This window comes from Spirosoma foliorum, from assembly GCF_014117325.1.
Taxonomy (GTDB): domain Bacteria; phylum Bacteroidota; class Bacteroidia; order Cytophagales; family Spirosomataceae; genus Spirosoma; species Spirosoma foliorum.
In genome coordinates, this window is sequence record NZ_CP059732.1 from 4,992,662 (window position 1) to 5,016,051 (window position 23,390).

The window sequence follows — 23,390 nt, forward strand, 5'->3', positions numbered from 1 at the left end:
ATTAGATCAAAATCCCCGAAGCCATTCTTACCCCTATGAAGCGGATCCATGTTGGTTATTATTTCTGTCTGTTTTACCTGCTTTCGTCTGCCCTATTCGGTCAGGTATTGGATAAGGGCGATCGGATTACAGGGCCAAATTTTGCGACCCGCAGTCCGATTCTGGCAAAACACGGCATGGTGGCCACTAGTCATCCCCTGGCGACACAAATTGGACTGGATATCCTGAAACAAGGTGGCACTGCTGTCGATGCGGCTATTGCTGCCAATGCCGCTCTCGGTGTTATTGAACCGAATAACGGTGGCATTGGTGGCGATCTATTTGCCATTGTCTGGTCGGCGAAAGACCGCAAATTGTATGGCCTGAACGCCAGCGGCCGCTCACCCAAAGGATTAACGTATGACGCGCTGAAGACGGCTCTGGGTCAACAGAAGCAGATTCCGCTTTACGGTCCCTTGTCGGTTTCGGTGCCGGGTGCCGTAGATGGCTGGTTTCAGTTGCATAAGCGCTTTGGCAAAATGCCTATGCGTAGTCTGTTGTTACCGAGCATACGATATGCCCGCGAAGGCGTTCCGGTTCCACAGGTTATTGCGTATTCCTGGCAGGTAGCCGCAAATCGGCTGACAGCAAACGAGTCTATTATTCACGAGTTCAACAATTTCCGAAAAACCTTTCTGATCAACGGTAAAGCGCCTGTTCAGGGGCAGGTATTTCAAAATTCAGATTTGGCAACTACCTATGAGAAAATCGCCACAGGCGGACGGGATGCTTTTTACAAAGGTGCTATAGCCGATGCCATTGATCGTTACGCTCGTAGAGCGGGTTTGTATTTGCGCAAAGCAGACCTGGCAGCCCATCAGAGCACATGGGTAGAGCCAGTATCGGTCAACTATCGAGGGTACGATGTGTATGAATTACCCCCGAACGGTCAGGGTATTTCAGTACTCCAGATGCTAAATATTGTCGAAGGATTCGATCTGAAAAGTATGGGCCACAATAGCGCCGATTACTTGCACATACTAGTCGAAGCTAAGAAATTAGCCTTCGAAGATCGTGCCCGGTACTATGCCGATCCCGATTTTGCCAAAGCATCGCTCAACTGGCTCCTTACAAAACAATACGCGGCTACACGTCGCAAGTTAATCGATCCCAAAAGAGCATCTGATCACCTTGACGCCGGTGATCCAGCGCTCCAGTCGGGCGATACGGTTTACCTGACCGTAGCGGACGATCAGGGGAATATGGTGTCGCTTATTCAAAGTAATATGCTGGAATTTGGCAGTGGTATGGTTCCTGATGGACTCGGGTTTGTTTTTCACAACCGGGGCACTAGTTTCAACATGCAGCCCGATCACGCCAATGTATATGCGCCGGGCAAACGGTCATTTAACACGATCATCCCCGGTTTCGTCACCAAAAATGGAGAGCCGTTTTTGAGTTTTGGTGTCATGGGAGGAGCCATGCAGCCCCAGGGCCATTTGCAGGTGTTGTGCAACATGATCGATTTCGGCATGAATGTGCAGGAAGCAGGCGATGCGGCTCGGTTTAGCCATTCAGGAAGTAGTGAACCTATCGGTACAACCATGACCGACGGTGGTCGATTAGCCCTCGAAAGCGGTATTTCACCTGAGGTTCGGGCTGCTCTGGAAGCTCGTGGGCATCACCTGTCTCCAATTGACTTTTTTGGTGGCTATCAGGCCATTCAATGGGATGCTATCAATAAGATTTACTGGGGTGCTACCGAGATGCGTAAAGATGGGCAAGCTGCGGGTTATTAAGCCACCAATTAGGCAGCCCGAATTTGCAACACTCCTGCGCTAAAACGCGTTAAAGAGAGTATACTCTACAAAACTTGTGGAGAGGTGTAACCATACTATCGTTTCTAAATCCATAATATACTCGTAGTCAGCATTTGGCACAGATTTGGCAACCTGTATTAGGTGTATTAGACATGAATAGTTTATTTAAATACTCAACATATCATGGCAGCTTTGGCAGATCGAATTGCAAGTTTTTTTAGTGGCAATGATTCCACAACCGACGAAGGGTTAAGAGACCTGTTTATCAGCGAATTAAAAAGTGTGTATTATACGGAGCATCAGGCTGTCGATGCACTAGGTAAACAGGCCAAAGCCAGCACAACCGACGAAGTACGAAATGCCTTTCTGCAGCATCAGGAGGAGAGTCGTACACATGTAGAACGGCTGGAAGAAATATTTAAAATTATTGGCGTACGAACCGAAGAACGAGTTTCGGAAAGCATTAATGGACTTATTAATGACGTAGAGCGGATTATTGCATCGACCGAATCAGGTTCATTAACGCGCGATGCCGGGTTGATTATCGGTGCTCAGGCAATTGAACATTACGAAATTGCCATTTATGGGTCGCTGCTAACGTTAGCTCATGTGCTGGACTTTACCCAGTCAGCAGAATTATTAGAAGAAACGCTGGCCGAAGAAAAGACGACAGATCATACACTGGCTGCCCTGGCCGAATCATTTGTGAATAAACGGTCAAAAGAGGAAGAAGATCATCATCCCGGTAGCCACCACGCGAGTCGTCATCCGATCGTTAATCAGGACGTTACGGCAGGTGGTCCTTTAGGAATCTGATCTGAAGACTGGTAGTGCCTTCTAAAGTGTTGATTAGTATGTAAAACGGACGGGGCCGCCCGTTTTACATACTAATCAACACCTACTATATCATTACTGGTAGGCTTCTTAATAAAATCGACTGATACGTCTGTGAAAGAACCGTGTCAGTCGATTTTTCATTTTAAGGCATACTGTTTCAGACAACTCTTACACGACCAAACAGGAAGGATGTATTTCTCCATTTCACCAAATAAATGATAACTTTACTCGCTATTCAGTGCTTTTTCGTAACACAAACAGGCTCAACACTGAATAATCTAATTTGATATTTTTTTCAGCACGTTTTCTGGCTTCATCATCTTCCATGCGTCAAATTTCTTTGCTAACTGCGGCAGTATTTGTAACTAGTTTAGGCACAGCCCATCATCTCCAGGCTCAGCAAATCACACCAGATAAACAGTATGTGGATCAAGTGAAAACACTGGCCGACCAGCCTGCTGTAAAAAAAGCATTTCAGATCTTTATCGACCTGGAGCCTCAAACGAAACAGGATCACCTTACGCTGACCGAGATTCCATCACCACCGTTCAAGGAAAGCGTCCGGGCAAAAAAATATGCAGCTATGTTGAAAGAAGCCGGTGCCGACTCGGTCTGGATCGACGAGGTGAGCAACGTAATTGCTAAGCGGAAAGGTCGTTCGGGCAAGAAGACGGTGGTGGTTGAGTCGCACCTGGATACCGTTTTCCCGGAAGGAACAGATGTCAAGGTCAAACCACACGGCGATACCCTTTACGCACCTGGCATTGGCGATGATACGCGCGGCCTCACAGCGATTCTTGCCGTTCTGAAAGGCATGGAAAAAGCCTCTATTGAAACAGATGCGGATGTACTGTTTGTAGGGGCAGTGGGTGAAGAAGGGCTGGGCGACCTCCGTGGCGTGAAGCACTTACTTCGACCAGGCAGCCCCAAAGTTGATTCATACATTGCCGTTGATGGCGATGGAATTAGCAGCATCGTGCACCGGGGCCTGGGTTCGCATCGCTACCGGGTTACGTTCAAAGGGCCGGGCGGCCACTCCTACGGTTCGTTTGGGATTGTCAACCCACACAGTGCCGCCGGGAAAGCGATTTATTACTTCACAACAGCAGCCGATAAAGCCACCCGACAAGGCGTTAAAACGACCTATAGCGTGAGTGTTATGGGCGGAGGCACATCGGTGAATGCCATTCCTTACGAGTCGTGGATGGAAATTGATATGCGCTCCGAAAGTCCCGAGAAACTCAACGAAGTCGATCAATTGCTTCAGACGGCCATTCAACGGGCGCTGAAAGAAGAAAACACCATCAAACGCCAGGGGCCCGATTTGACCGTAGACGTCAAAAAGATTGGTGATCGCCCGTCGGGTAAAACAGAGGCCACTGCGCCAATCGTGCAGCGGGCAGTAGCCATAACAAAATACTTTAACGCCGAACCTCAGTTAGACGTAGCCTCCACAAACGCCAACACACCCATTGCCTTAGGTATTCCGGCCATCACGATTGGCAGTGGTGGTATTGGCGGGGGCGAGCATGCTCTGAACGAGTGGTGGCTAAACGATAAAGGCTACCTGGGTATGCAACGGATTTTGCTTGTTTTATTGGCAGAAGCAGGCTTGAATAAAGGTGGGAAGAAATAAGTTTAACTTCAGTTACAGGCTAACCAGCCCTGTAAGGGCGTCCTGTCAATAGGTATTGTCGTTTAGTAAAGAGCCTGAAGCGCCGTAGGTGCGACCTAATTATTGATATATAGGTCGCACCTACGGCGCTTGGGTTATATCCAATCCTCTGTTTTCTATTAACAGGCCACTCCTAAAGGAGTTTTCCTCACTGTGTCGGGTTTTGAACCCGACACCACGGTAACTGGTATCACTGGACTACTTGCCATTCCTCCCAATCAAGACACTGACTTATGGCTTTTTTAGTAGCTTGCGACGACTCAACTAATTATCTTTTAGTCGACAAACACTCCATCTATCATGAGATTACTTGTTTTAGTTTGCCTACTCGCCTTCGGGACCGCTCAGGCTCAGAACTTATACATGCCCCGTAATGTAAAAAAAGCCTATCAGAAAGGAACGCGTTCAATGGATGGGAAGCCGGGGGCAAAGTATTGGCAGAATTTTGCTCGTTATAACATCACGGTTAACGCCACGCCCCCTAATCGTACCATTCGGGGTACTGAAGAGATTACCTATATCAACAACAGCCCGGATACGCTGACGACCCTCATTTATAAACTAATACTCAATAGCCACAAAGCAGGCGCTATTCGACAGGCACCGGCCTCAGAAGAATACCTGACCTCGGGGATTCACATCGACAAATACAGTGAGAATGGCACCCCGAAACCCTGGCGCGATGCTGGTGTTGCCACCTCAAAACAGGTTTTGTTGAACAAGCCCCTGATGCCTAAAGATTCAGTCAAACTTGCGTTCGATTGGCATTACGATGTTTCGATCGAGAGCGGGCGAGAAGGGTCGCTTGATTCTACTACGTTCTTCCTGGCCTATTTTTACCCACGTGTAGCTGTTTATGACGACTATTACGGTTGGGACCGAACCACGTTTACCGAGGCCCAGGAGTTTTATAACGACTTCAACGACTACACGCTCACGGTAAATGTCCCCAAAGATTATGTAGTCTGGGCAACTGGCGATTTACAGAATGCCAACGACGTGCTGCAACCAACCTATGCCAAACGGCTGAGCGAATCCTTAAAAACCGATGAGCTAATTCACGTAGCTACCCTCGCCGAGTTGACCGCCAAACAGGTGACAGCCCAACAACCCGTCAACTCCTGGAAATGGAAGGCGACTAATGTTTCTGACATGGCGTTGTGTATCAGCAATCACTACGTCTGGGATGCGTCGAGTGTGGTAGTAGATAAGAAAACGAACCGCCGGGCCAGTGTTCAGGCTGCTTTTCTAGACAATGCTGCAGACTTCCATCAGATGGTTAGCTTCGGGCGACATTCACTGGATTGGTTTTCGAATAACTTACCCGGCATTCCGTACCCCTATTCCAAAACGACTATTGTTCAGGGCTTTGCCGATATGGAATACCCAATGATGGTGAATGATGGCACAACGACAGATCTGAATTTTTCACGCTTTGTGGCCGAGCATGAAATTGCGCATACGTGGTTCCCATTTTACATGGGCATCAACGAAACCCGCTATGGCTTTATGGACGAAGGCTGGACAACGGCCTTTGAGTACCTGATTAGTCAGGCCGATTTAGGAAACGAAAAGGCGACTAAAAACTTCCAGCAATTCCGGGTTACCGGTTGGAGTAAAGACCCTTCTGCCGAGCAGGATTTACCGATCATTACCCCCGCCAATGTGTTGAGTGGGGCCGCAATGGGTAATAATGAATATGGGAAGGCCGCCATCGGTTATCTGGCGCTTAAAGAGTTGTTGGGAGAAACCGAATTTAAGAAGTGCCTGCACGAATTCATCAACCGTTGGCACGGCAAACATCCCAACCCATGGGATATGTTTTACAGTTTCAACAGTGCGTCGGGCAAAGACTTGAACTGGTTCTGGAACAATTGGTTCTTCAGTAATAACTACATTGATTTTGCCATCCAAAAGGTAGAGCCCTCTCCTACCCAATGCGCCATCACCATTCAGAATATTGGTGGGTATGTAGCACCAATGGATATTGTCGTAAAATTGGCAGATGGCACAACTGAAACCTTCCACCAGACACCCGCCATCTGGCAAGCGAATCAGAAACAGGCCCTTGTAAAACTACCTGTCAAAAAGAAAATTCAGTCAATAATGCTGGAAGGCGGCATTTTCATGGACGCCGACGAAAGCAATAATAGCTGGAAAGTGAAGTAAAGCCCCGGCTTTCACTCATTTCAGCAAACAAATAAAGAAGGTTTACTGTGGCTAAATTATATCCATTGTAAGCCTTTTTTATTAGCTATCGGGCCTAAAATACTCACTACCATATGTATCCAAATTTGCAATACATTTGCAAAATGGAGACAAGTGTATACATTCCCATCATTTCTGACTACGGTTTTAAAGCGACATTTGGCAATGAGTCTGATGATTTATTTTTGCGTACTGCCTTACAGGCACTTATCAAATCCGAAATACCCATTCGTCAAATTAAATTCGACAAGAATGTCTTTGAAGCACTGACGATCGATAGTCGAAGTGGAATTTTCGATTTATCATGCACCGACGAAAATGGAACGCAATTTATTGTTGAGATGCAGTTGGCGCATGCTCCTTACTTTGTGCAACGCATGAAGTTCTATGCTCTGCATAAATTCAATACGTTGGTCGAACGGGGCGAGTTTGATTATGTAAATCTCCCTAAGCTTTACGCTATTGCCTTTCTGGCCAAAAGTATCTTACCAACGACTCATTTCCACACCATTGCCAATTTACGAAGTGAGCAAGGTGAAATCATTGATCACCAAATGTCGTTTATTACTATAGAATTGGCTAAATTTGATAAGCAAGTAGCTGATATTGAGACCGACCTGGAAAAGTTGGTTTATACTATGAAGACGCTCCATACAACCGAACCTACTCAGTATCCTGACTTCTGGAACGAAGAATGGCTCAAGCGAGCGATTGAAGAACTGGACACCCGAAAAATGACGCCTGAAGAGCGGGCTTATTTTGCTCGAGTAACAGCAGCTAATGCCGAAGCCGTCAAGGCTGAAAAACAGAAAATTAAGGAAGCAGAAATAGTTATTAAAAAAGAAACTGTAAAGAATGCTCTTCAGATGGGTTTGACTCCAGAACAAGCAGCTATACTAGTATCTGTATCGCTTGAATTTGTGGAAAGTATCCAGCATAATTTTCCCACTGATCAGTAATCGCTTATGTGAAGAAGTTATACGGCCCAAAGATCTAAACGAAGAGGTCTTTCGAAAGAAAACTACTCCCTAACTTGATGGCACAGTAGCACTCTTCGTTACTCAAAAATCCGTATCCGTCAACTCGAAATTCTGTTTGACACGGATAGAGCCGTTTTCCTCAGTACCAGGGGCATAGATAATTCGTTCAGGCTGGATTCCCTTCTGTACATTCCCAATATCGCGTTTTCGGTTGCCGTTGGCATCGATAATTAATCGAACGCGGTAGAGACCGGGCTTAAGTCGACCAAAGCTATAAGCCGCCGTACCGTAAGCAGCTCGGATTACTTTGTACTTATCGTCCAGCAATTCCACAATGAAATTCTTACCTGCCGAGCCAATCGTTGCAGGACTTACCCGTCCGGCAATCAACCCGTAACTATCCTCCTCCGCTATCCTATATCGGGCAGAATATTTGGCCAGCGTATCGCCCTGCACACTAACAAACGAGCCTTTTTGTAATCGAAAGAGCAGCGTATCCTTCAGATTGGTAGCTTGCTTGATGACTAGGCGAGAGTTATTGTTACTCCACGTCAGGTTGGCGGGTGTAAGCGGCAGCGGTTTCGTACTATCCGGACCAATGATGATCAACTTCGTGTCGAACCGAAACACCGGCTTGTTGAACACCAGCGTAAATTCCAGATTTTTATCAATCGGCTCACCCGATGGCGGATTGATCTGTACCGTCAGTGGCGATCGGTTTTTAGCTTTTGTTTTCAGTGGAGAAAAGTAAATTCGCTCCCGCATCTCTGTAACGTTACCCACCGAATCTTCGGCAACAATCGTTAAATGTAGAGTGTCATCAGCAGCCCGATTTGCGGGTCGGAAAAGCCGGATCATTTTAGGATTTTCTAAAAACGACACCAGCGTATCACCCGTGTAAGAGGCTTCCGTAATCGTTGGGGACGTAGCTGAGATAGAAACTGCCGATGTCGAAACACTAGTCGTCGATGTGGCAGTTGAGGATGCGGCCGACGTGGAAACGGGCCTTCCGTAACGCAATTTATAGCTGGCAATACCGCTGCTAAGTTCTAAGCCCAGCGTCTCGTCGGTGCGTTCACGCCGACTGATACGCGGCTTACCATAGCCACGAAAAGCCACCATATTAATATCCGTGTAATTCCGGTTGAGGTTTAGCACACTATCCCGAAAGGCCACTCGCTCACCCGGCGTGTTATTTACCAGATTCAAATCCTTATCATCGAACCCATACACTTTATACAGGCCAGCCTTTACGTTTTCAATCCGAAAATTTCCACTACTATCTGTCCGGGCAAAATACTGCGGGCGTTTCCGGTTAATAGGTAATGTGTCGGTCGAGGCAAAAAGGCCCACCACAAAGCCCAGCAAAGGTGTACGACTTTCATCATCTACGACATTGCCAGTCAGAAAAAGCGAATCAATCGTCGGACCGGTACTGAATACCACCTTGGTATTTTTAGCAATGTTTCGCTCTGTAACGTCTTTAATGCCATCCGCAAAATCAATGGTATAGGTCGTGTTGGGTAAAAACTGTTTATTAAAGTTCAACCGGATGCCAAACGGCAGCGATTTTACGACAAACGTATTACTGTCCTGAGGAGTAATGGTGATTTTTTGCTGGAGGTTTTCGCTGTTTACATACTCGTCGAACTCCAGTTCAACAGTTTTGCCTTTATAATTTAGCTGGCGGGCAGCAGGCATACTACTCACCAACTTTGGCGCCAGCGTATCCTTCTTGCCACCGGGCGGTTGGGCCACCTGAGCACAGTTTTGGAGCAAGAACGGCAGTGTCAGAAAGAAGGCAATAAAGAAATAGCGAAACCATGTACTCACCGAATGAATCACCCCCAAACAACTTACTTTATGGACCTGTAACGGATAATCACTCTTTCGCTCTTTCACGCTTTCACTCATTAAATTTAGCTACAAAGGTAAACGTCCGTTCATCGTTAATCCGTACCGATTGACATAAAATGGCTGGTAGCTTCGTTAGGTTGTATAGAAATTTAAGAAAAATTAAAGATTCAGTAAGCAAAACAGCGGCAAGCTGTACAGGGTTTACTACTTTAATAATACGCCCGATTCGCTAATCACTCAGAAACCGTTCATGACCCACCCCCGTTTTTATGTATTGATGCTGCTCCTTGTCTCGGCAGGATGGTTATCGGGCTGCTCCAGCTCGGCCGATCATCTGGACGAACAAATTAGTGATGCCCTGGATGACAACACCATCGACGTAACCGAAGCCGACGCCCTTCGGGTATTTGTGGCGCAGGAAAGTAAGGAGCTTGGCAAGGATAAAAAAACAACCGCTCTGCTCACACCTGACGGTAAAATCGATGAGTCGGCTCTGTTGGCTTACATTAAACGCAACCGAGTATATCGGAAGCTCGCCAAAGAAGGTAAAACGCCCACCGTCAATTTGTCGGGAGAAGCAGTTTCTGGAAAACCAGTACGGTTGAAACTGTATCTGGAAGCCAGCGGCAGCATGTTTCCGTATGATGCGCCCGGCGGAAATGGGGCATTTAAGCGTACTCTCAACGACGTACTCACCGAATTCGATGCGGTCAATCCTGGTCAGGGCAAGTTATTCGTTGTGAATACCGAAGTGAATGATCTGGGTTTGTCGCTTCCGCAGTTCTTTAAAGAAAAAAATATCTTTACCGTCGCCAAAACAAAAGGGAAAACGACCAGCACCGATTTCGAAAAGATCTTCACCGATATCCTCAGCAATACCTCCGGCGACGATCTGAGTATTCTAGTCTCCGATCTGATTTATTCCGATGCGAATCTGGCCGGTATGAGTGCCCAGAAAACGCTCGATGCAGCCAGTTCATTACTCACTACGGTTTTCAACCCGTACGCCAGCACGCATTCGATGCTGGTTCTGAAATTCAACGCTGACTTCGACGGAACCTATTATAGCTGGAATAACGCCAAGAAAAAGTATACGGGCGAACGGCCTTATTACCTCTGCCTGATTGGTCGTAACGAAACGATTCAGCGGCTTTATCAGGACCAAACGTATCAGACCATTCGCCGATTCGACCAACTGCCAGGCTTCGCCGATTCATGGTTCTTTGGTCGCGATGAAAAGGCGACGACACCATTTTACAGCATACTAGTAACTGATCCTGCTCGCAAAGGCCGTTTCAAACGGTCGGACGAAGAAGTCCGGAGCCATGCTAAAGCCGTTCATGCACTGACCGATGTGCAACCCGACGTGACCGATAAAAGTCTAACCATTCCAGTAGCCGTCGATTTATCAGCTTTGCGTGTACCCGCATCGCTATTAACCGACGCCAGCCAATATGTAGTAGATGGAAAAGACAATTTCAAGGTTTCAGGTGTTCAGACCTATGCAGGAGCGAATGGCACTACCCACAAACTTTTACTCACCACCGACAAACCGGCTCGTGGCGAACGAACAGCAACGATTCGGCTACGGCGGCAGTTTCCACCCCGCTGGATTGCCAATACCAATACAACCAACGATACCGAACCCGATGCCAACTCAACTTTCGGTATTCAAAACCTCCTACAAGGCGTCGAACGCGCCTACAACCCTAACAACCAAACCGAATATTTCACGCTAAAAATTAATTTAGAATGATAGAGTGATTGAATAAAATTTGCGCCAGCTATTCAATCATTCAATCTCTCTATCATTCAATCATTCACAAACGATGGAAGAATCACTCTATAACTTTTACAACCTGTTCGTCAACGGGGCATTGCTCGAAGATTTATATCAGGAAGAATTGCTTTCACCCATTACCTGGACGGCCATCGGCCTTGCCTTCGTGGTGGCATTTGCATTTTACATCTGGCCCTTCAACAAAGTGAGTTTCAGTGGGATGGGCAGCTGGCTGCTCATGACGGGCGTCAGTTCTCTATTATTATTCATCATTACACTCGTCACCTGCTACCAGAAAGCCAATCAGGATATTCCTCGTGATGAAGCAGATCCCAATCAGGGAACACTATTCGATCAGGGAATCAGCGTATTCCTGAGTTATGCCTTCGAAATGGCGTTACTCACTGCGCTTATCTTCTTCATCATCTCGATGGTAATGAAAAATTTCAGTAAAAACGCGAAACATCGGCCCATGCTGTGGCCATCCAAGTAGAGACGCAATCCTTTGCGTCTCATACGCGTCAGCAATCAATCAACCGACTGTAAACCATTCGGTTATGAGACGCAAAGGATTGCGTCTCTACAAAAACTTATAACTTATGGCTAAACTATTTGTCTTCGCCATTGGCGGAACGGGCTCACGGGTGCTAAAAGCCCTGACGTTTTTGCTGGCCTCTGGCGTTAAACTTAACAATACCGACGAGGTGATCCCCATTGTGCTGGACCCTCACGCGACCAACGACGATCTATTACGAACGAAAGACCTGCTACGCGAATACGGTAACATCCGTGCGGGTATGCAGACTAAACCGACTTCTGGTTTTTTCAGTACCGAAATCAAAACCCTCAACCGCTCCATTGGCGGCAACGCAACAATTGCCGACACCTATGTTTTTGAATTACAGGGGGTTCAACAGGAGAAATTTAGGGATTATATCAATTACGAAGGACTGGATGGGCCAAGTAAAGCCTTTGCCAGCCTTTTGTTTTCTGACGAAAATCTGGAGACCAAAATGGACATTGGTTTCGTTGGCAACCCGAATATTGGCAGTACGGTGCTTAACCAGTTCCGCTATTCCGATGTATTCCAGGCGTTTGCCGAAAACTTTGGTGCCAACGATCGGATCTTTATTGTCAGTTCGATTTTTGGGGGAACGGGTGCGGCTGGTTTTCCAATCTTGCTCAAGAATATTCGGGGAGCGCAGGCCATCGGGCAGATTCCGAATCCAGCTTTTCTGACCAATGCAAAAATTGGGGCGGTGTCGGTCATGCCGTATTTCAGCCTGACCACTAACGACAACAAACTGATCGACCCGGCCTCGTTTATCGCCAAAACCAAAGCGGCTCTGAATTACTATCAGAAGGGTGTGAACCCGTCCGTCAATGCGCTTTATTATATCGGCGATGATCAGACCAAAGCTTACACCTACGATCCCGGCGCAGGCGGTCAGAAAAACGAAGCACACTTTGTAGAAATGGCATCGGCACTAGCCATTGTCGATTTCATGAACATGGACGACAGTAGTCTGGCTGTTACAAACGGACGCCCGGCAAATCCGGTTTATAAGGAATTTGGCATCGAACAGGATGGCATCAGCATCCAGTTGGGGAATCTTGCCGCTGCCACGAAGCAACTCATTAGCTTACCCTTGTCGAAAATGGCGCTGTTTAGTACCTACTTAAGCCAGCGACTTCGGCAGGCAGCTGGTACGGTGCAGTGGTCAAAAGCCAACCCAACCATTTCGACTTCGTTTCTGAATTCCGGCTTTTATAACAGCGTCAAAAATTTCGATACGGCTTTCCGGCAGTGGCTTTCCGAAATGCGCGAGAACAAGCGGTCATTTGAACCGTTCCTGCTCGATGCCGGAAATCTGGGACATACCGTGCGTGGATTCGAGCCGAAGAAGAAAGGAATTTTCGGTGGAGAGTCGGATGTGAAGCTAGACATCGTGGACGACTTCGACCAGACGCTCAATAAAACCGCCGAAGGAAAAGCCTACGGCAGCGAAGCCGATAAATTCATACAACTGTTCTCAGAAGGCACCGACCGCTTCGTCCGCGAGAAACTGCCGAAAGTGATGGATTATTAATTGGTTTATGGTTTTCGGTTTACAGTTTTCGGTGCTGACGCAAGACCGCTTCGCGTAACCAAAAACTGTAAACCGAAAAACCGAAAACTTAAAAACATGCCTACAACATTCAGTCTACATAACCCTACTCCCGGCCTGCACTGGTATGTCAGCAAACCGCTTGGTACCGACCAGATTGCAGCCATTCGTGACCCGCAGGGGGGGCAAACCGTAAAACAGCCAACGTCTATTCCAAGCCCGTTTGCCCGGATGGATTTGGTGCGTTCGGCCTTCCTCAATCTTGCCCTCAAGCCCGATCTCAGCGGCACGATGAACGACCAGCGTATCGTATCCGACGCGCTGGATGTGGGCGAGTTGTTTTTCAACTACGACAAGCTCAAAACATACATCACTATTACGCCATTCGATGTTCATACCGACCTTAATCGACTCCGGCAGTCCACGAATCAGGGGCACAAACGATTGGGCGACGCGCTAAAGCTGTTCCTGGATCAGGATGCACCGGAATACAATTTTGGCGATATCAATCGGCTGTTTGTGCTCAGTTATCGCGGACGAGTCATAGGCGGAACTTCACCTAAAACGCTATTTTTCAGTTCAGGGAATGATCTGAGCTGGGTTGATGTGTCGATGGGAAACGATCGGCTGTTCGATGCGTCGGTTTGCCCACTGCACCAGCGTGACATTGAGTACCAAAAATTCTGGTATGCGATTAAGCAATTCATGCCCAACTTCCGCGACCGTTTCCGCGAAGTGGACGACTACCTGAACCGAAGCCGGAGTCTGTTGCAACAGCAAAATCCGGCTATGTTCTACGAACATATCGAATCACACAATGGGCAGCCACTGTTAACGCGCGAAAAATTCGATCAGGATTTCGACGAACTGACAACAGGGCCGGGTGATATTGTAGAAGTTTTGGGCTTCCCGCTTCGCAAGAAAAAATCCGATGCCCGCGCCATTGACAAGGTCAGCGATTTCATCATCAAATCGGACAAATACGCCCGATTGAATCCGAGTCAACCTCGCCCAATGGCCTTGCAAAACCGCTTTTTCCGGCAGTTTATGTACGTGCCACAGGCGCAGTGGAACTCGAATACGCCCGTCCCCTACTATGCCCGCGAATCGTGGCGCGATAACCAGCGGCCGTTACCGGGTCAGCCGGGCAATTACCCCTGGCTCACGGTCAGCGACTTGCTGGAACCCTACCTAATTCGCCTTCCCTTCCCAACCGACCGGGGCCGATTCTTTGATGGGAACCTGCAAACACCCGCCACGGACAAAGGATTCCTGCTCCCACTCAAAAAAGATTTCTTTGATTTCTTCGATGTCGACGACTTGCTTATGGGTCGCGTTCGGTTGAAGATGACCCCACAGGCGGGGGGCATTAATGTCACACTCGACATTCCTGTTACAGCGCCTAACCAGCCGGGTAACCAGTTTGTCACTTTTGAGCGATTATACAGCCAAACAGCGGGCAGTTCGGGGACGCCAAATGAGATTACCAACGAGGGGATTATTATCGAGAACTCATTCACGGTCAATATTTATCCGTTTGTGCGGTCGGGAGCCGTTACTGTTCCTGCCGACTATCGGGTGCAGCTTATCGAATCGGGTTTCGACAGCCAGAATCAGTATGAGCTGACGTATTTCGGCCAGAAGGAAAACACCGAAGTGCAAGTCGAATCGAAGCACCAACGAACGGTTCGTCAGCAAAATACTGACGGATCGAGCGTGTACTATGTGCTGCGCCAGGAGTTCGATTATCTACAGACAAATATTCGTGGTGACGGTCGTGAGATGAACGGCATCCTGATTCCACGTTGGCAATTGTACAACGGCGGCAGCAAGCAGTTCGAGTTCTCGGTCGATTTTGGGACGACCAACACCCACGTCGAATACAAAGTAGACGGTGGTTCACCTCGCCCGTTCGACGTAGCCGAACTGACACCACAAGTCGCTACGCTGGTGGCTCCGGCTCAGTACAACCCAGCCCTATTCGAGCTGTTTTTGCTGTACGATCTGGAGTTTGTACCGCCCACCATCGGCCCCAGTCGACCCGACAATTTCCCGACACGCACGGCTATTGCTGAGCCAATGAACCTGAGTTTCAATCAGCAAACCCAGGCATTGGCCGACTTCAATATTCCGTTCTATGTCGAACGACAACCGGCAGGCTCCAACCGCATCACGACCAACCTGAAATGGGCCAAAACCAGCGATCAGACCGAACGTCGGGTCGAGGCTTTTCTGGAAGAATTGCTGATGCTGATCAAAAACAAGGTGCTGACCGAAGGTGGGAATCTGGCCCAAACGACGGTTTACTGGTTCTTCCCGGCCAGTATGACTCCTGGTCGCGTAAGCCAGCTCCGAGCCGATTGGCAGTTGTTATACGATCGCTACATTGGTGGAGCACAAGGTCGGTTGCGCGAAGTTTCGGAGTCGGTAGCACCGTTCTATTATTACAAGCAAAATCCAACGTTGAGTGCGTCGGCTCGGCCCGTTATCAATGTGGACATTGGTGGTGGCACCTCCGATGTCGTGGTCTATGAACGCAACGAACCCAAATTGCTGACATCATTCCGGTTTGCCGGGAATGCCATTTATGGGGACGCCTTCAGCGAGTACGGAGCCGCGAGTCACAACGGTTTCGTGCGCAAATATGCTGACCGGATTCAGACGCTACTAGACAGTCAGAGCCTCGGCAATCTGAGCGATAACAACCGCCGAATTCTGGACACGAACCGCTCGGAAGATATCATGGCGTTCTGGTTCTCGATTGAGAAGAGTAACGACGTGAAGGCAAAAAGCATGTTGTCGTTCAATGGCATACTGGCCAAAGACGAAGACTTGAAAATAGTTTTTGTCTTGTTCTATTCGGCGCTGCTTTACCACGTTGCGCGGTTGATGAAACATAAAAATATTAGTTTGCCTGGAGCCATCACCTTCAGCGGAACGGGTTCCAAGCTACTCACGATCATCAGTTCCGACGATCAGATGCTAGGCAAGCTGGCAAAGGCTATCTTCGAGAAAGTGTATGAGCAAACGTACGATACGAGTGGACTAACGCTGTTTTATGAGCGTAAAGGGCCAAAAGAAGTAACCTGTAAAGGTGCCCTCATGCAACCCGCTAACAGCCGTCCGGTCGATACGGAAGCAATCAACTATGTATATCCGGCAACTTTCAACGACGAGTTTCCGGCCCTGACCTATGCTGATCTTCGGAAGCCCGAAGTGATCGACTCGTTGCTGAAAGAGACCAATGCGTTTATTGATTTCTTCTTTGCTATCAACCAACAGTTCAGTTTCGTTCGGAATTTGAACGTATCGGCGCGATCGTTGGTGATTGCCCAGCAGGAATTACGAACGCATCTGGATACATCGCTCATGGATGGTATTCAACGAAAAGAAGGTGATGTAGCGGCCGAATACAGTGGCATGACCGATGCTCTCGGTGCTCCCATTGAGGAAACCTTGTTTTTTTACCCGCTCATTGGCGCGATCAATAAATTGGCCAACGCGCTGGCATAATTGGCTAGTCAAAAATTGTCAGGAGTTGTCAGATCTAGAATTAGATTCACCGGGTTAAAACCCGGCGCACTACAATCAAATTGGTTGGCTTGCGCCAGGTTTTAACTCGGTGAATCTAAACAGCCTAAACAACCAGCTACTTAACCTTCTTTTATGCTAAGACTATCTTGTATAAGCCTCTTCGCTTTACTCACATCAACCTCCTTCGCCCAGAACGTCAACCAGTCGGCGGTTGATACGATGACGAAAGATGTAGCGATTGCTGTATTTGCCAAGATCAATCAGCCGAAGGCTCAGGAAATTTATACTCAACTGCGCAACTGTGGCGATGGTTGTGATCCACAAACGATTATTCGTACGGTGGGCAGTTGGGACCAGGTTGGCGCCAAAATGCAGGAGTTGAGTGAGTTGAAAAATACCGCTGCTTTTGCTACCATGTCGCCCGAGGAGGCCAATGCAGCCATTCGGAAACAACTGGTCACTTTCTACACTCGTTACAAAACAGATAACAATTATGGCAAGCCGCTTAGCTCAGCCATTCAGGCTCAGATTCTAGTTAAAATTGATCGGATGCTGCCGCCAGCCATAGCAACTGAACCAGCATCAACGGTTTCGGACAGTTCGGCTGATACGCAGACCACACCAGCAGACGAGACAGATATAGACCCTGCAGCGTTTCACCAAAGTCAATTGGAAAGTCGGACTAAAGAGGCTGAAGCAAAACAACTCTGGATGATGATCGTAGGGGGTGTTGTTGGATTGCTGGTTGGTGCGGGAGCCATTTATTTATTGCTCTATCGGGCAGCACAGGCCGAAATCAAAGCGTTACTGGATGAAAACAATCAGTTAACAAATTCGCTAGAATCGGCCCGCCGAGCGGCTAAACCCGGAAATGAAGCCAATTCTGTACGAGTCGATTACCGGCAGAAGGCGGATGCCTATGATAAGCTTGTTACCGAACTGGATACCGACAATCCATTGCTGGCCATCCGGCAGTTAAAACAGCAACTGACTAAACCAACGCCGAAATCAGTGCCAATTTCTCGATCTGGCGAGCCCAAAATTGAGCCTACTACAACACCTGAACCTATACAGATCCAGCAGCAAATACCCGTTATTCAGGCACCCGAACCAGCACCAATGCCACCCCGTTCGGAGGTATTTTACTTTCCCCCACCCGATCCAAACGGGCAGTTCGATTTATCTCAGAAATCAGATATACTCTCGCCCGAATCCGCTTATCGGTTCAGTGTCAGTGCCGACAATCCATCGGTAGCCTCATTCCGATTCGAAGCTGAACCCGGTCGTGTAGCCCGCTTTCTGACGTATCGGAATTACATGATTGAGCCGGCTTGCGAAAGCGAAAATAGCTACACAACTACGCATACCCGAATTGCCATGCGTCGGGATGGGCAGGCCATTCTCGACAATGGTGTCTGGCGTGTGAAAACAAAGGCACTTATTCGGTACGAGTAGCCACCGTGATAGTAGTACTATTTTTGACAGGATTAACAGCCGCACCGACACTTCGGATAAAATGGAAATTTCTGTGGTGTCAGGTGCTAACACCTGACACCTTAGGTTTCTCAAAACCTATCGGTGTGAACAATAGGTTTTGAGAAACCTAAGGTGTCGGCTTCTTAAAGCCGACATCACAACCAATCCTGTCAAAAAAATATAACGCAAGGCGTCGTGTCCAGCCCTGTCATTCGTTAGATAGTCATGAAAACCACACATGTTCGCTCAATCGCCATACGGCTCGCTATATCCTTATGTCTTTTCGCCACCGTACTCTATCTCTCAGGGTGTTCGGGCTGCTCTCGATCGGGTAGTCACCAACCACGAAAGAAAAAAGGTACGAAGACGGAACAGCCGATGAGCCAGACAGCCCAAGCCGAAACACCAGCGCCTAAACCAACGCTAACCCAGATAGGAAGTGGGCCAACCGAAGTGGCGATGGAAAAAGAAAAGGGCGTTTACAAGGTACCGGTAATTATCAATGGGCATCCCATGAAATTCATTCTGGACACGGGTGCCAGCCTAATTTCGATTTCATCGACGGAAGCCGAATTCATGATGAAGCAGGGCACCATTACCGAAGCCGATATTGTAGGGCAATCGCGTTTTGAAGACGCCAACGGCGACCTATCTCCCGGTGATATCATTCGGCTAAAGTCCGTGCAAATTGGCGACCGGGTCCTTGAAAACGTGAACGCTAACGTAGTGCGAAGTACTAAAGCCCCTTTGTTGCTTGGTCAGTCGGCCTTGTCGAAATTTGGTAAAATCTCTGTGGATTATCGGCGAAATGTAGTAACATTCGATTGATATTAAATGACGAAAGCCGACTAGTTGAGTCAATTAAATGATGGCATTACCCCGGTCACGTTGGCAACTATGAGCAAAAAACTAGTCGATTATGTAAAGTCGGTGTTTTCATCGTTCGGATTGTTTGTTGCCCGACGGTACCCCAATGCCATAACTGGTCACGAACTACCGTATGATTTGAAAGTCATTGTTCGGAACGAAAATCCGGTCTGTTTCGATATTGGCGCCAATCGTGGGCAAACGATTCAACTATTTCAGGACTGTTTTCGTGACCCGATTATTCACTCATTTGAGCCGTCATCTGCTACCTTTGCAACACTGGCAAGTCAATCGTTCGGGTCAAGGGTGCAACTTCATCAGCTCGCCCTGGGCGAACAGATCGGAGTGGCCGAGTTTCGCAACTACGCCCAATCGGAACTAAGTTCATTTCTGCCCGTAAACCCTGACCGATCGGAAAATATATTTGCGGAAGAAAAGCTGATGCTGACCGAATCGGTTCAGGTAAACACGCTGGACAATTTTTGTTCGGATCGGGGCATCGAACAGATTGACTTACTAAAAATTGATACGCAGGGTTTTGAGCTTCCCGGACTCCGTGGAGGAGCTAATTTGTTTCGAAACAAACGAATTGGGGCCGTTATGCTGGAACTGAACTTTGCATCTTTGTACGAAGGACAGTCTGATCCACTGGAGATTCTGGTGCTCATGCGCGACCACAACATGCGTTTAGTTGATTATTATGAAAAAGAACGGGCGCATGGCCTAGAACTTTCCTGGACAACTGCCCTGTTTATGCGTTATCCTTAAAACATTGACTTTACCCGTAAAACCTGACGCGCTACCTAATGACTGAAACCGAACTGACCGACCGACTTCGTGAAGCCATTGTTCTCGACGGGCCCGACGTTTGGCGAACTAACGGCTATCTTCAGGATGCACAACAGGCAGGCCTTTCGTTGACCGATGCACTCAAACGAGCGAACGAAATAAGCCAGGAAGTTGCCAATAACAGCTTACTGTTTCAAAACATACAGGCCCGGATTGCCCGGTTAGCGCAGCCCTCGCGCGCCCACCTGATCGAGCAGGATTTAAGTCAGATTATTAACGCTGCCACCTCGCTAAAACTCTCTCCCGACTTCGTCCGAAATCGGTGGGTACCGCTTGTATTACAACGAATTACTTCCAGTGCTGCGCCAAAAGCACCCGAAGCACCCATTGTTGTGCCACCTCAACCAGTAGCTCCTCCGGTTGAAATTCCTGACAAGTTTGAAGAATTAATTGAAAGCGAACCTGAACCTACCCAACCTGAGCCTCAAAAAATTACAGTACGGGAGCCGGAGCCAGTTTTGCCACCACCAGTAGTTGTTGAGCAACCTGTTGCGGAACCCGTTTCTACACTCTATGAGCCACCACCACTTGTGCGGTCTTTTACAGCTACCCCAGCCCGCATATACAAGGGGCAATCAGTAACGCTAGCCTGGGAGGTTGAGAATTTGCTGGCCGTTACAATTGATGATTTGGGCGAAGGGTTATCTCCGAATAATCGGGGCTGGGTCAAACCATCCAAAAGCACAGATTATACCCTGTTCGACGCCAATAACAATCCCCTCAGCACCGTACGCGTGGAGGTCATGTCGCGCGACCGAAGTGGTGTGTATGGGGTACTGTTTGCGATGGCGTTACTCGCGCTTATTTACTGGTTTATTAAAAGCAGTAATGCAAAGACTAGCGAGCCAAAACCAAGGCAAAAAACGGAGCAGACAACGGGATCACTTCAGACTGATCAGCCGGTAGAGGTCTCAACGGTAAGCCATCAGAAACCGGATAAAGAACCCGAAACGACGGAAGCAACAGATACGCCAGCCGAAGCGCCCAGCGATGCTACAGTTGCCTCAACTACGGTTCCGAAAAGCGACGAAAAAACAAGTAGTAAGGCTAAGGATAATACCCCTCCTGCATCTGAACCAGAATCCAAACCGACTACTCCAGCCGATGCCCGCCAGGGAAAATATGAGGAGGCTTTTGGCAATAAACCTTACGACAAAGTGGAGCTGGGCATGGACGAACACGGCTGGCGACGCGCCCGAAGTCGTGGTCGTTGGGGGTATGTCAATGAGTTCGACGAATGGGTAATCCCGCCCGAATACGAAGCCGTTACGCCGTTTCGCGGCAATACAGCCTCCGTATTTCGAAATGGCCAGCTCATGACCATCAACCGAAGTGGCGAGCAGGTGAGGAATTAATTTTAAGTGATTGAATGATTGAATGATTGAATGATTGAATGGCTTTCAGACTGTATTTATTCAATCAATCACTCAATCATTCTATCATTCAAAATCACGGCCCCAGCGTCACGCTTAGTTTCTGGAAAGAGGTCCAATAGCCGGATGCCATCAGGCCAATTCCATTACCGGGAAACACTTTGAGACTATACGGGCTCGTGCGAATTTCCTGGGCATTGATATAAAATCGAAGTATTTCTCCGCTTCGTTTGATCATGAGTCGGTCACGATTTTTCTCAACGGCTACGCCCGGTACGATGTAACGCCCTGATAGATAATCGCTGGTTGCTTGCCCATTAATCACCCGGCTCACAGATACTTCGCCTTTTGCGTTCAACGTGAAAGCACAATAATTGAGCGAATCCTGCACACCAAACAGTAGTCCGCCCGTAGGGACCTGACCCGAATCGGCCAGCACGTCGACCTTTATAGTGAATATATCCGCTCTATTCAGGTTAATATCTGTAGGCAGTTCAACGGCGCTAAACGCCACCTGTGTGGTATTTACATTCAGTTTACGAATGTTATAGCGCCCCATACTTACCTGATAATTGTAATCTCCCTTATTACCAGACCGCCAACCGTTTCGGCTTGTGGCAAAATCGCCGATAAATGCCGGACGAAAGTCAGGGCTAGCCGGAGCAGACGAGCTGGCAACGGTCGGTTCCAGGCGATCGACCGGCTGAACTACGGGCGACGTAGTTGCCGTCGACGGGCTAACGCCAGATGAATTCGTAGTCAACCGGGACGTTGGCCTAAGGGTTACTCGCTGCCACTCACTGGAAGCCGAATAAACTGCCGATTTCGCGCGTCGTTCCGTCGACTGTGCAAGGCTTATGACCGATGTCAGGGCTACAAAGCAAATTGTCAGAAATAAACGCATAGGAGAACTAAATTTTGAATGAATGAGTGATAGAATGACCGAATAATCATACTCCAGTTATTCTATCATTCACTCATTCTATCACTCAAAATTAAAACGAGTACCGTACCACTGCGGTCATTTGTCCTGCCTGAAGGCCAGGCCGAAGCCTAACACCTTGAAATCGTTTGGCTTCTTTTTGAATTTGACTATTCCGCAGTCCTTTGATAAATGTCAGAATTACATCCGCAGCCGCCACAACAACAGCCCCTCGGGTAGCCATAAAATAACGATGATGGTGGTCGTTGGCAGTTTGGTAATAAGGCTCGCCAGCAGTACTATTTTTCTGCTCTTCATAAACAGCATAGGCATCCTGCGCTTTTGTTCGCTCCGATAAGCCATAGGCAATCAGTCCATAGCACCCTATTGTCAATAACGGCCGGAAACCCACTTTAGGCTTGGGCATCTGCACAAAAATATTCCCGATTCCCGGCGCCACTGCCGACAGTAACGCCCAGGCTGGCCCAGCATACCGTGTTTTCGGCCGACGAACCGAATCAGTCACAACAGCCAGCGGAGCCTCACTGACTGACTGAACGGCTGGTACAGTTTGCGAGACTGGTGGTTGAAGGTTTGGCGTTGAAACCGCTACCGAAGCCGGTGGTTGCGTAGGTGTTGGTGATGTAGTCGCAACAGGCGGTGTCGTAGCAACAGGGGCAACTTTAGCAGGCTCTTTGTTTACGCTATCTGAAGCAAAAATAGAGGGTTTCGGGTGTGTTACCTGAGTTGAGCGCTCTGCTGTTGCAGGACGCGAAGCAACCAACGGAACGCTCGCCCGTACGAGAACTTTTGCCTGAATCTCTTCATTGAGCGAGTAGCCGTTGGCCAATGCATCCCAGATAATCCGTCGATCCGAACCCGCCGTAATTCGGATACCTATATCACCCCGCACAAATTCGGGTAGAATATGCAAGTTACCTCGTAAACGACTCTGCACTTCAAAATAAAGGGAATCGCCAGGGCGGGCAACAATCAGATCATAGCGAATTTCGAGTTGCGAGGAATCGACAACATGAATCCGAACATTACGGACGCGCTCCTGTGCCTGGCCTGGCAAAACCAGAAAGAGACAAAAAACGAAAAGGAGAACTAGACGCATCATGA

16 protein-coding genes are annotated in these 23,390 nt (G+C 48.2%); 13 read left to right on the forward strand and 3 right to left on the reverse strand.

Features of this window, described 5'->3' with window-relative positions; translation table 11 throughout:
- Nucleotides 1-35 precede the first annotated feature (35 nt).
- From ggt to H3H32_RS21300, 5 genes are all read left to right on the forward strand, one after another.
- A complete protein-coding gene (gene ggt / locus H3H32_RS21280; RefSeq protein WP_182457645.1) occupies nt 36-1,778 on the forward strand; it encodes a gamma-glutamyltransferase in 1,743 nt (580 codons plus the stop codon).
- A 204-nt stretch (nt 1,779-1,982) separates the two neighbouring features.
- A complete protein-coding gene (locus tag H3H32_RS21285; RefSeq protein ID WP_182457646.1) occupies nt 1,983-2,615 on the forward strand; it encodes a YciE/YciF ferroxidase family protein in 633 nt (210 codons plus the stop codon).
- Nucleotides 2,616-2,922: 307 nt separating this feature from the next.
- Complete coding sequence (locus tag H3H32_RS21290) at nt 2,923-4,272, forward strand: M20/M25/M40 family metallo-hydrolase (RefSeq protein WP_374191848.1); 1,350 nt, start codon at nt 2,923-2,925, stop codon at nt 4,270-4,272.
- A 339-nt stretch (nt 4,273-4,611) separates the two neighbouring features.
- A complete protein-coding gene (locus H3H32_RS21295; protein ID WP_182457648.1) occupies nt 4,612-6,480 on the forward strand; it encodes a M1 family metallopeptidase in 1,869 nt (622 codons plus the stop codon).
- Nucleotides 6,481-6,623: 143 nt separating this feature from the next.
- Nucleotides 6,624-7,478 carry an Rpn family recombination-promoting nuclease/putative transposase gene (locus H3H32_RS21300; protein ID WP_182457649.1) on the forward strand — a complete coding sequence of 285 codons (855 nt, stop codon included), beginning with the start codon at nt 6,624-6,626 and terminating at the stop codon, nt 7,476-7,478.
- Nucleotides 7,479-7,580: 102 nt separating this feature from the next.
- Here H3H32_RS21300 and H3H32_RS21305 read toward each other — a convergent pair whose 3' ends face one another.
- Nucleotides 7,581-9,413 carry an Ig-like domain-containing domain gene (locus tag H3H32_RS21305; RefSeq protein WP_182457650.1) on the reverse strand — a complete coding sequence of 611 codons (1,833 nt, stop codon included), beginning with the start codon at nt 9,411-9,413 and terminating at the stop codon, nt 7,581-7,583.
- A gap of 193 nt (nt 9,414-9,606) precedes the next feature.
- Here H3H32_RS21305 and H3H32_RS21310 point away from each other — a divergent pair, with 193 nt between their 5' ends.
- The 8 genes from H3H32_RS21310 (at nt 9,607) to H3H32_RS21345 (ending at nt 21,325) form a co-directional block, all read left to right on the forward strand.
- Nucleotides 9,607-11,112 (forward strand): hypothetical protein, encoded by a 1,506-nt coding sequence (locus tag H3H32_RS21310; RefSeq protein WP_182457651.1) that lies wholly within the window; start codon nt 9,607-9,609, stop codon nt 11,110-11,112.
- 73 nt (nt 11,113-11,185) lie between these two features.
- Nucleotides 11,186-11,629, forward strand: a complete 444-nt coding sequence (locus H3H32_RS21315) for a hypothetical protein (protein ID WP_182457652.1) — start codon at nt 11,186-11,188, stop codon at nt 11,627-11,629.
- Nucleotides 11,630-11,735: 106 nt separating this feature from the next.
- Nucleotides 11,736-13,226 carry a hypothetical protein gene (locus H3H32_RS21320; protein WP_182457653.1) on the forward strand — a complete coding sequence of 497 codons (1,491 nt, stop codon included), beginning with the start codon at nt 11,736-11,738 and terminating at the stop codon, nt 13,224-13,226.
- Between the two features lie 96 nt (nt 13,227-13,322).
- Nucleotides 13,323-16,757 carry an acetate and sugar kinases/Hsc70/actin family protein gene (locus H3H32_RS21325; protein ID WP_182457654.1) on the forward strand — a complete coding sequence of 1,145 codons (3,435 nt, stop codon included), beginning with the start codon at nt 13,323-13,325 and terminating at the stop codon, nt 16,755-16,757.
- A 153-nt stretch (nt 16,758-16,910) separates the two neighbouring features.
- Entirely contained in the window at nt 16,911-18,233 is a 1,323-nt protein-coding gene (locus H3H32_RS21330; RefSeq protein WP_182457655.1) for a hypothetical protein, read from the forward strand.
- Between the two features lie 246 nt (nt 18,234-18,479).
- Entirely contained in the window at nt 18,480-19,082 is a 603-nt protein-coding gene (locus H3H32_RS21335; RefSeq protein ID WP_182457656.1) for a retropepsin-like aspartic protease family protein, read from the forward strand.
- A 69-nt stretch (nt 19,083-19,151) separates the two neighbouring features.
- The gene (locus tag H3H32_RS21340) at nt 19,152-19,889 is read left to right on the forward strand and encodes an FkbM family methyltransferase (RefSeq protein ID WP_182457657.1); all 738 of its coding nucleotides are present in this window, start codon (nt 19,152-19,154) and stop codon (nt 19,887-19,889) included.
- A 38-nt stretch (nt 19,890-19,927) separates the two neighbouring features.
- Entirely contained in the window at nt 19,928-21,325 is a 1,398-nt protein-coding gene (locus H3H32_RS21345) for a WG repeat-containing protein (protein ID WP_182457658.1), read from the forward strand.
- A 94-nt stretch (nt 21,326-21,419) separates the two neighbouring features.
- Here H3H32_RS21345 and H3H32_RS21350 read toward each other — a convergent pair whose 3' ends face one another.
- Nucleotides 21,420-22,247: a hypothetical protein gene (locus tag H3H32_RS21350; protein ID WP_182457659.1), complete on the reverse strand. Its 828-nt coding sequence runs from the start codon at nt 22,245-22,247 to the stop codon at nt 21,420-21,422.
- 91 nt (nt 22,248-22,338) lie between these two features.
- The gene (locus H3H32_RS21355) at nt 22,339-23,388 is read right to left on the reverse strand and encodes a hypothetical protein (protein ID WP_240543442.1); all 1,050 of its coding nucleotides are present in this window, start codon (nt 23,386-23,388) and stop codon (nt 22,339-22,341) included.
- Nucleotides 23,389-23,390: the final 2 nt, after the last annotated feature.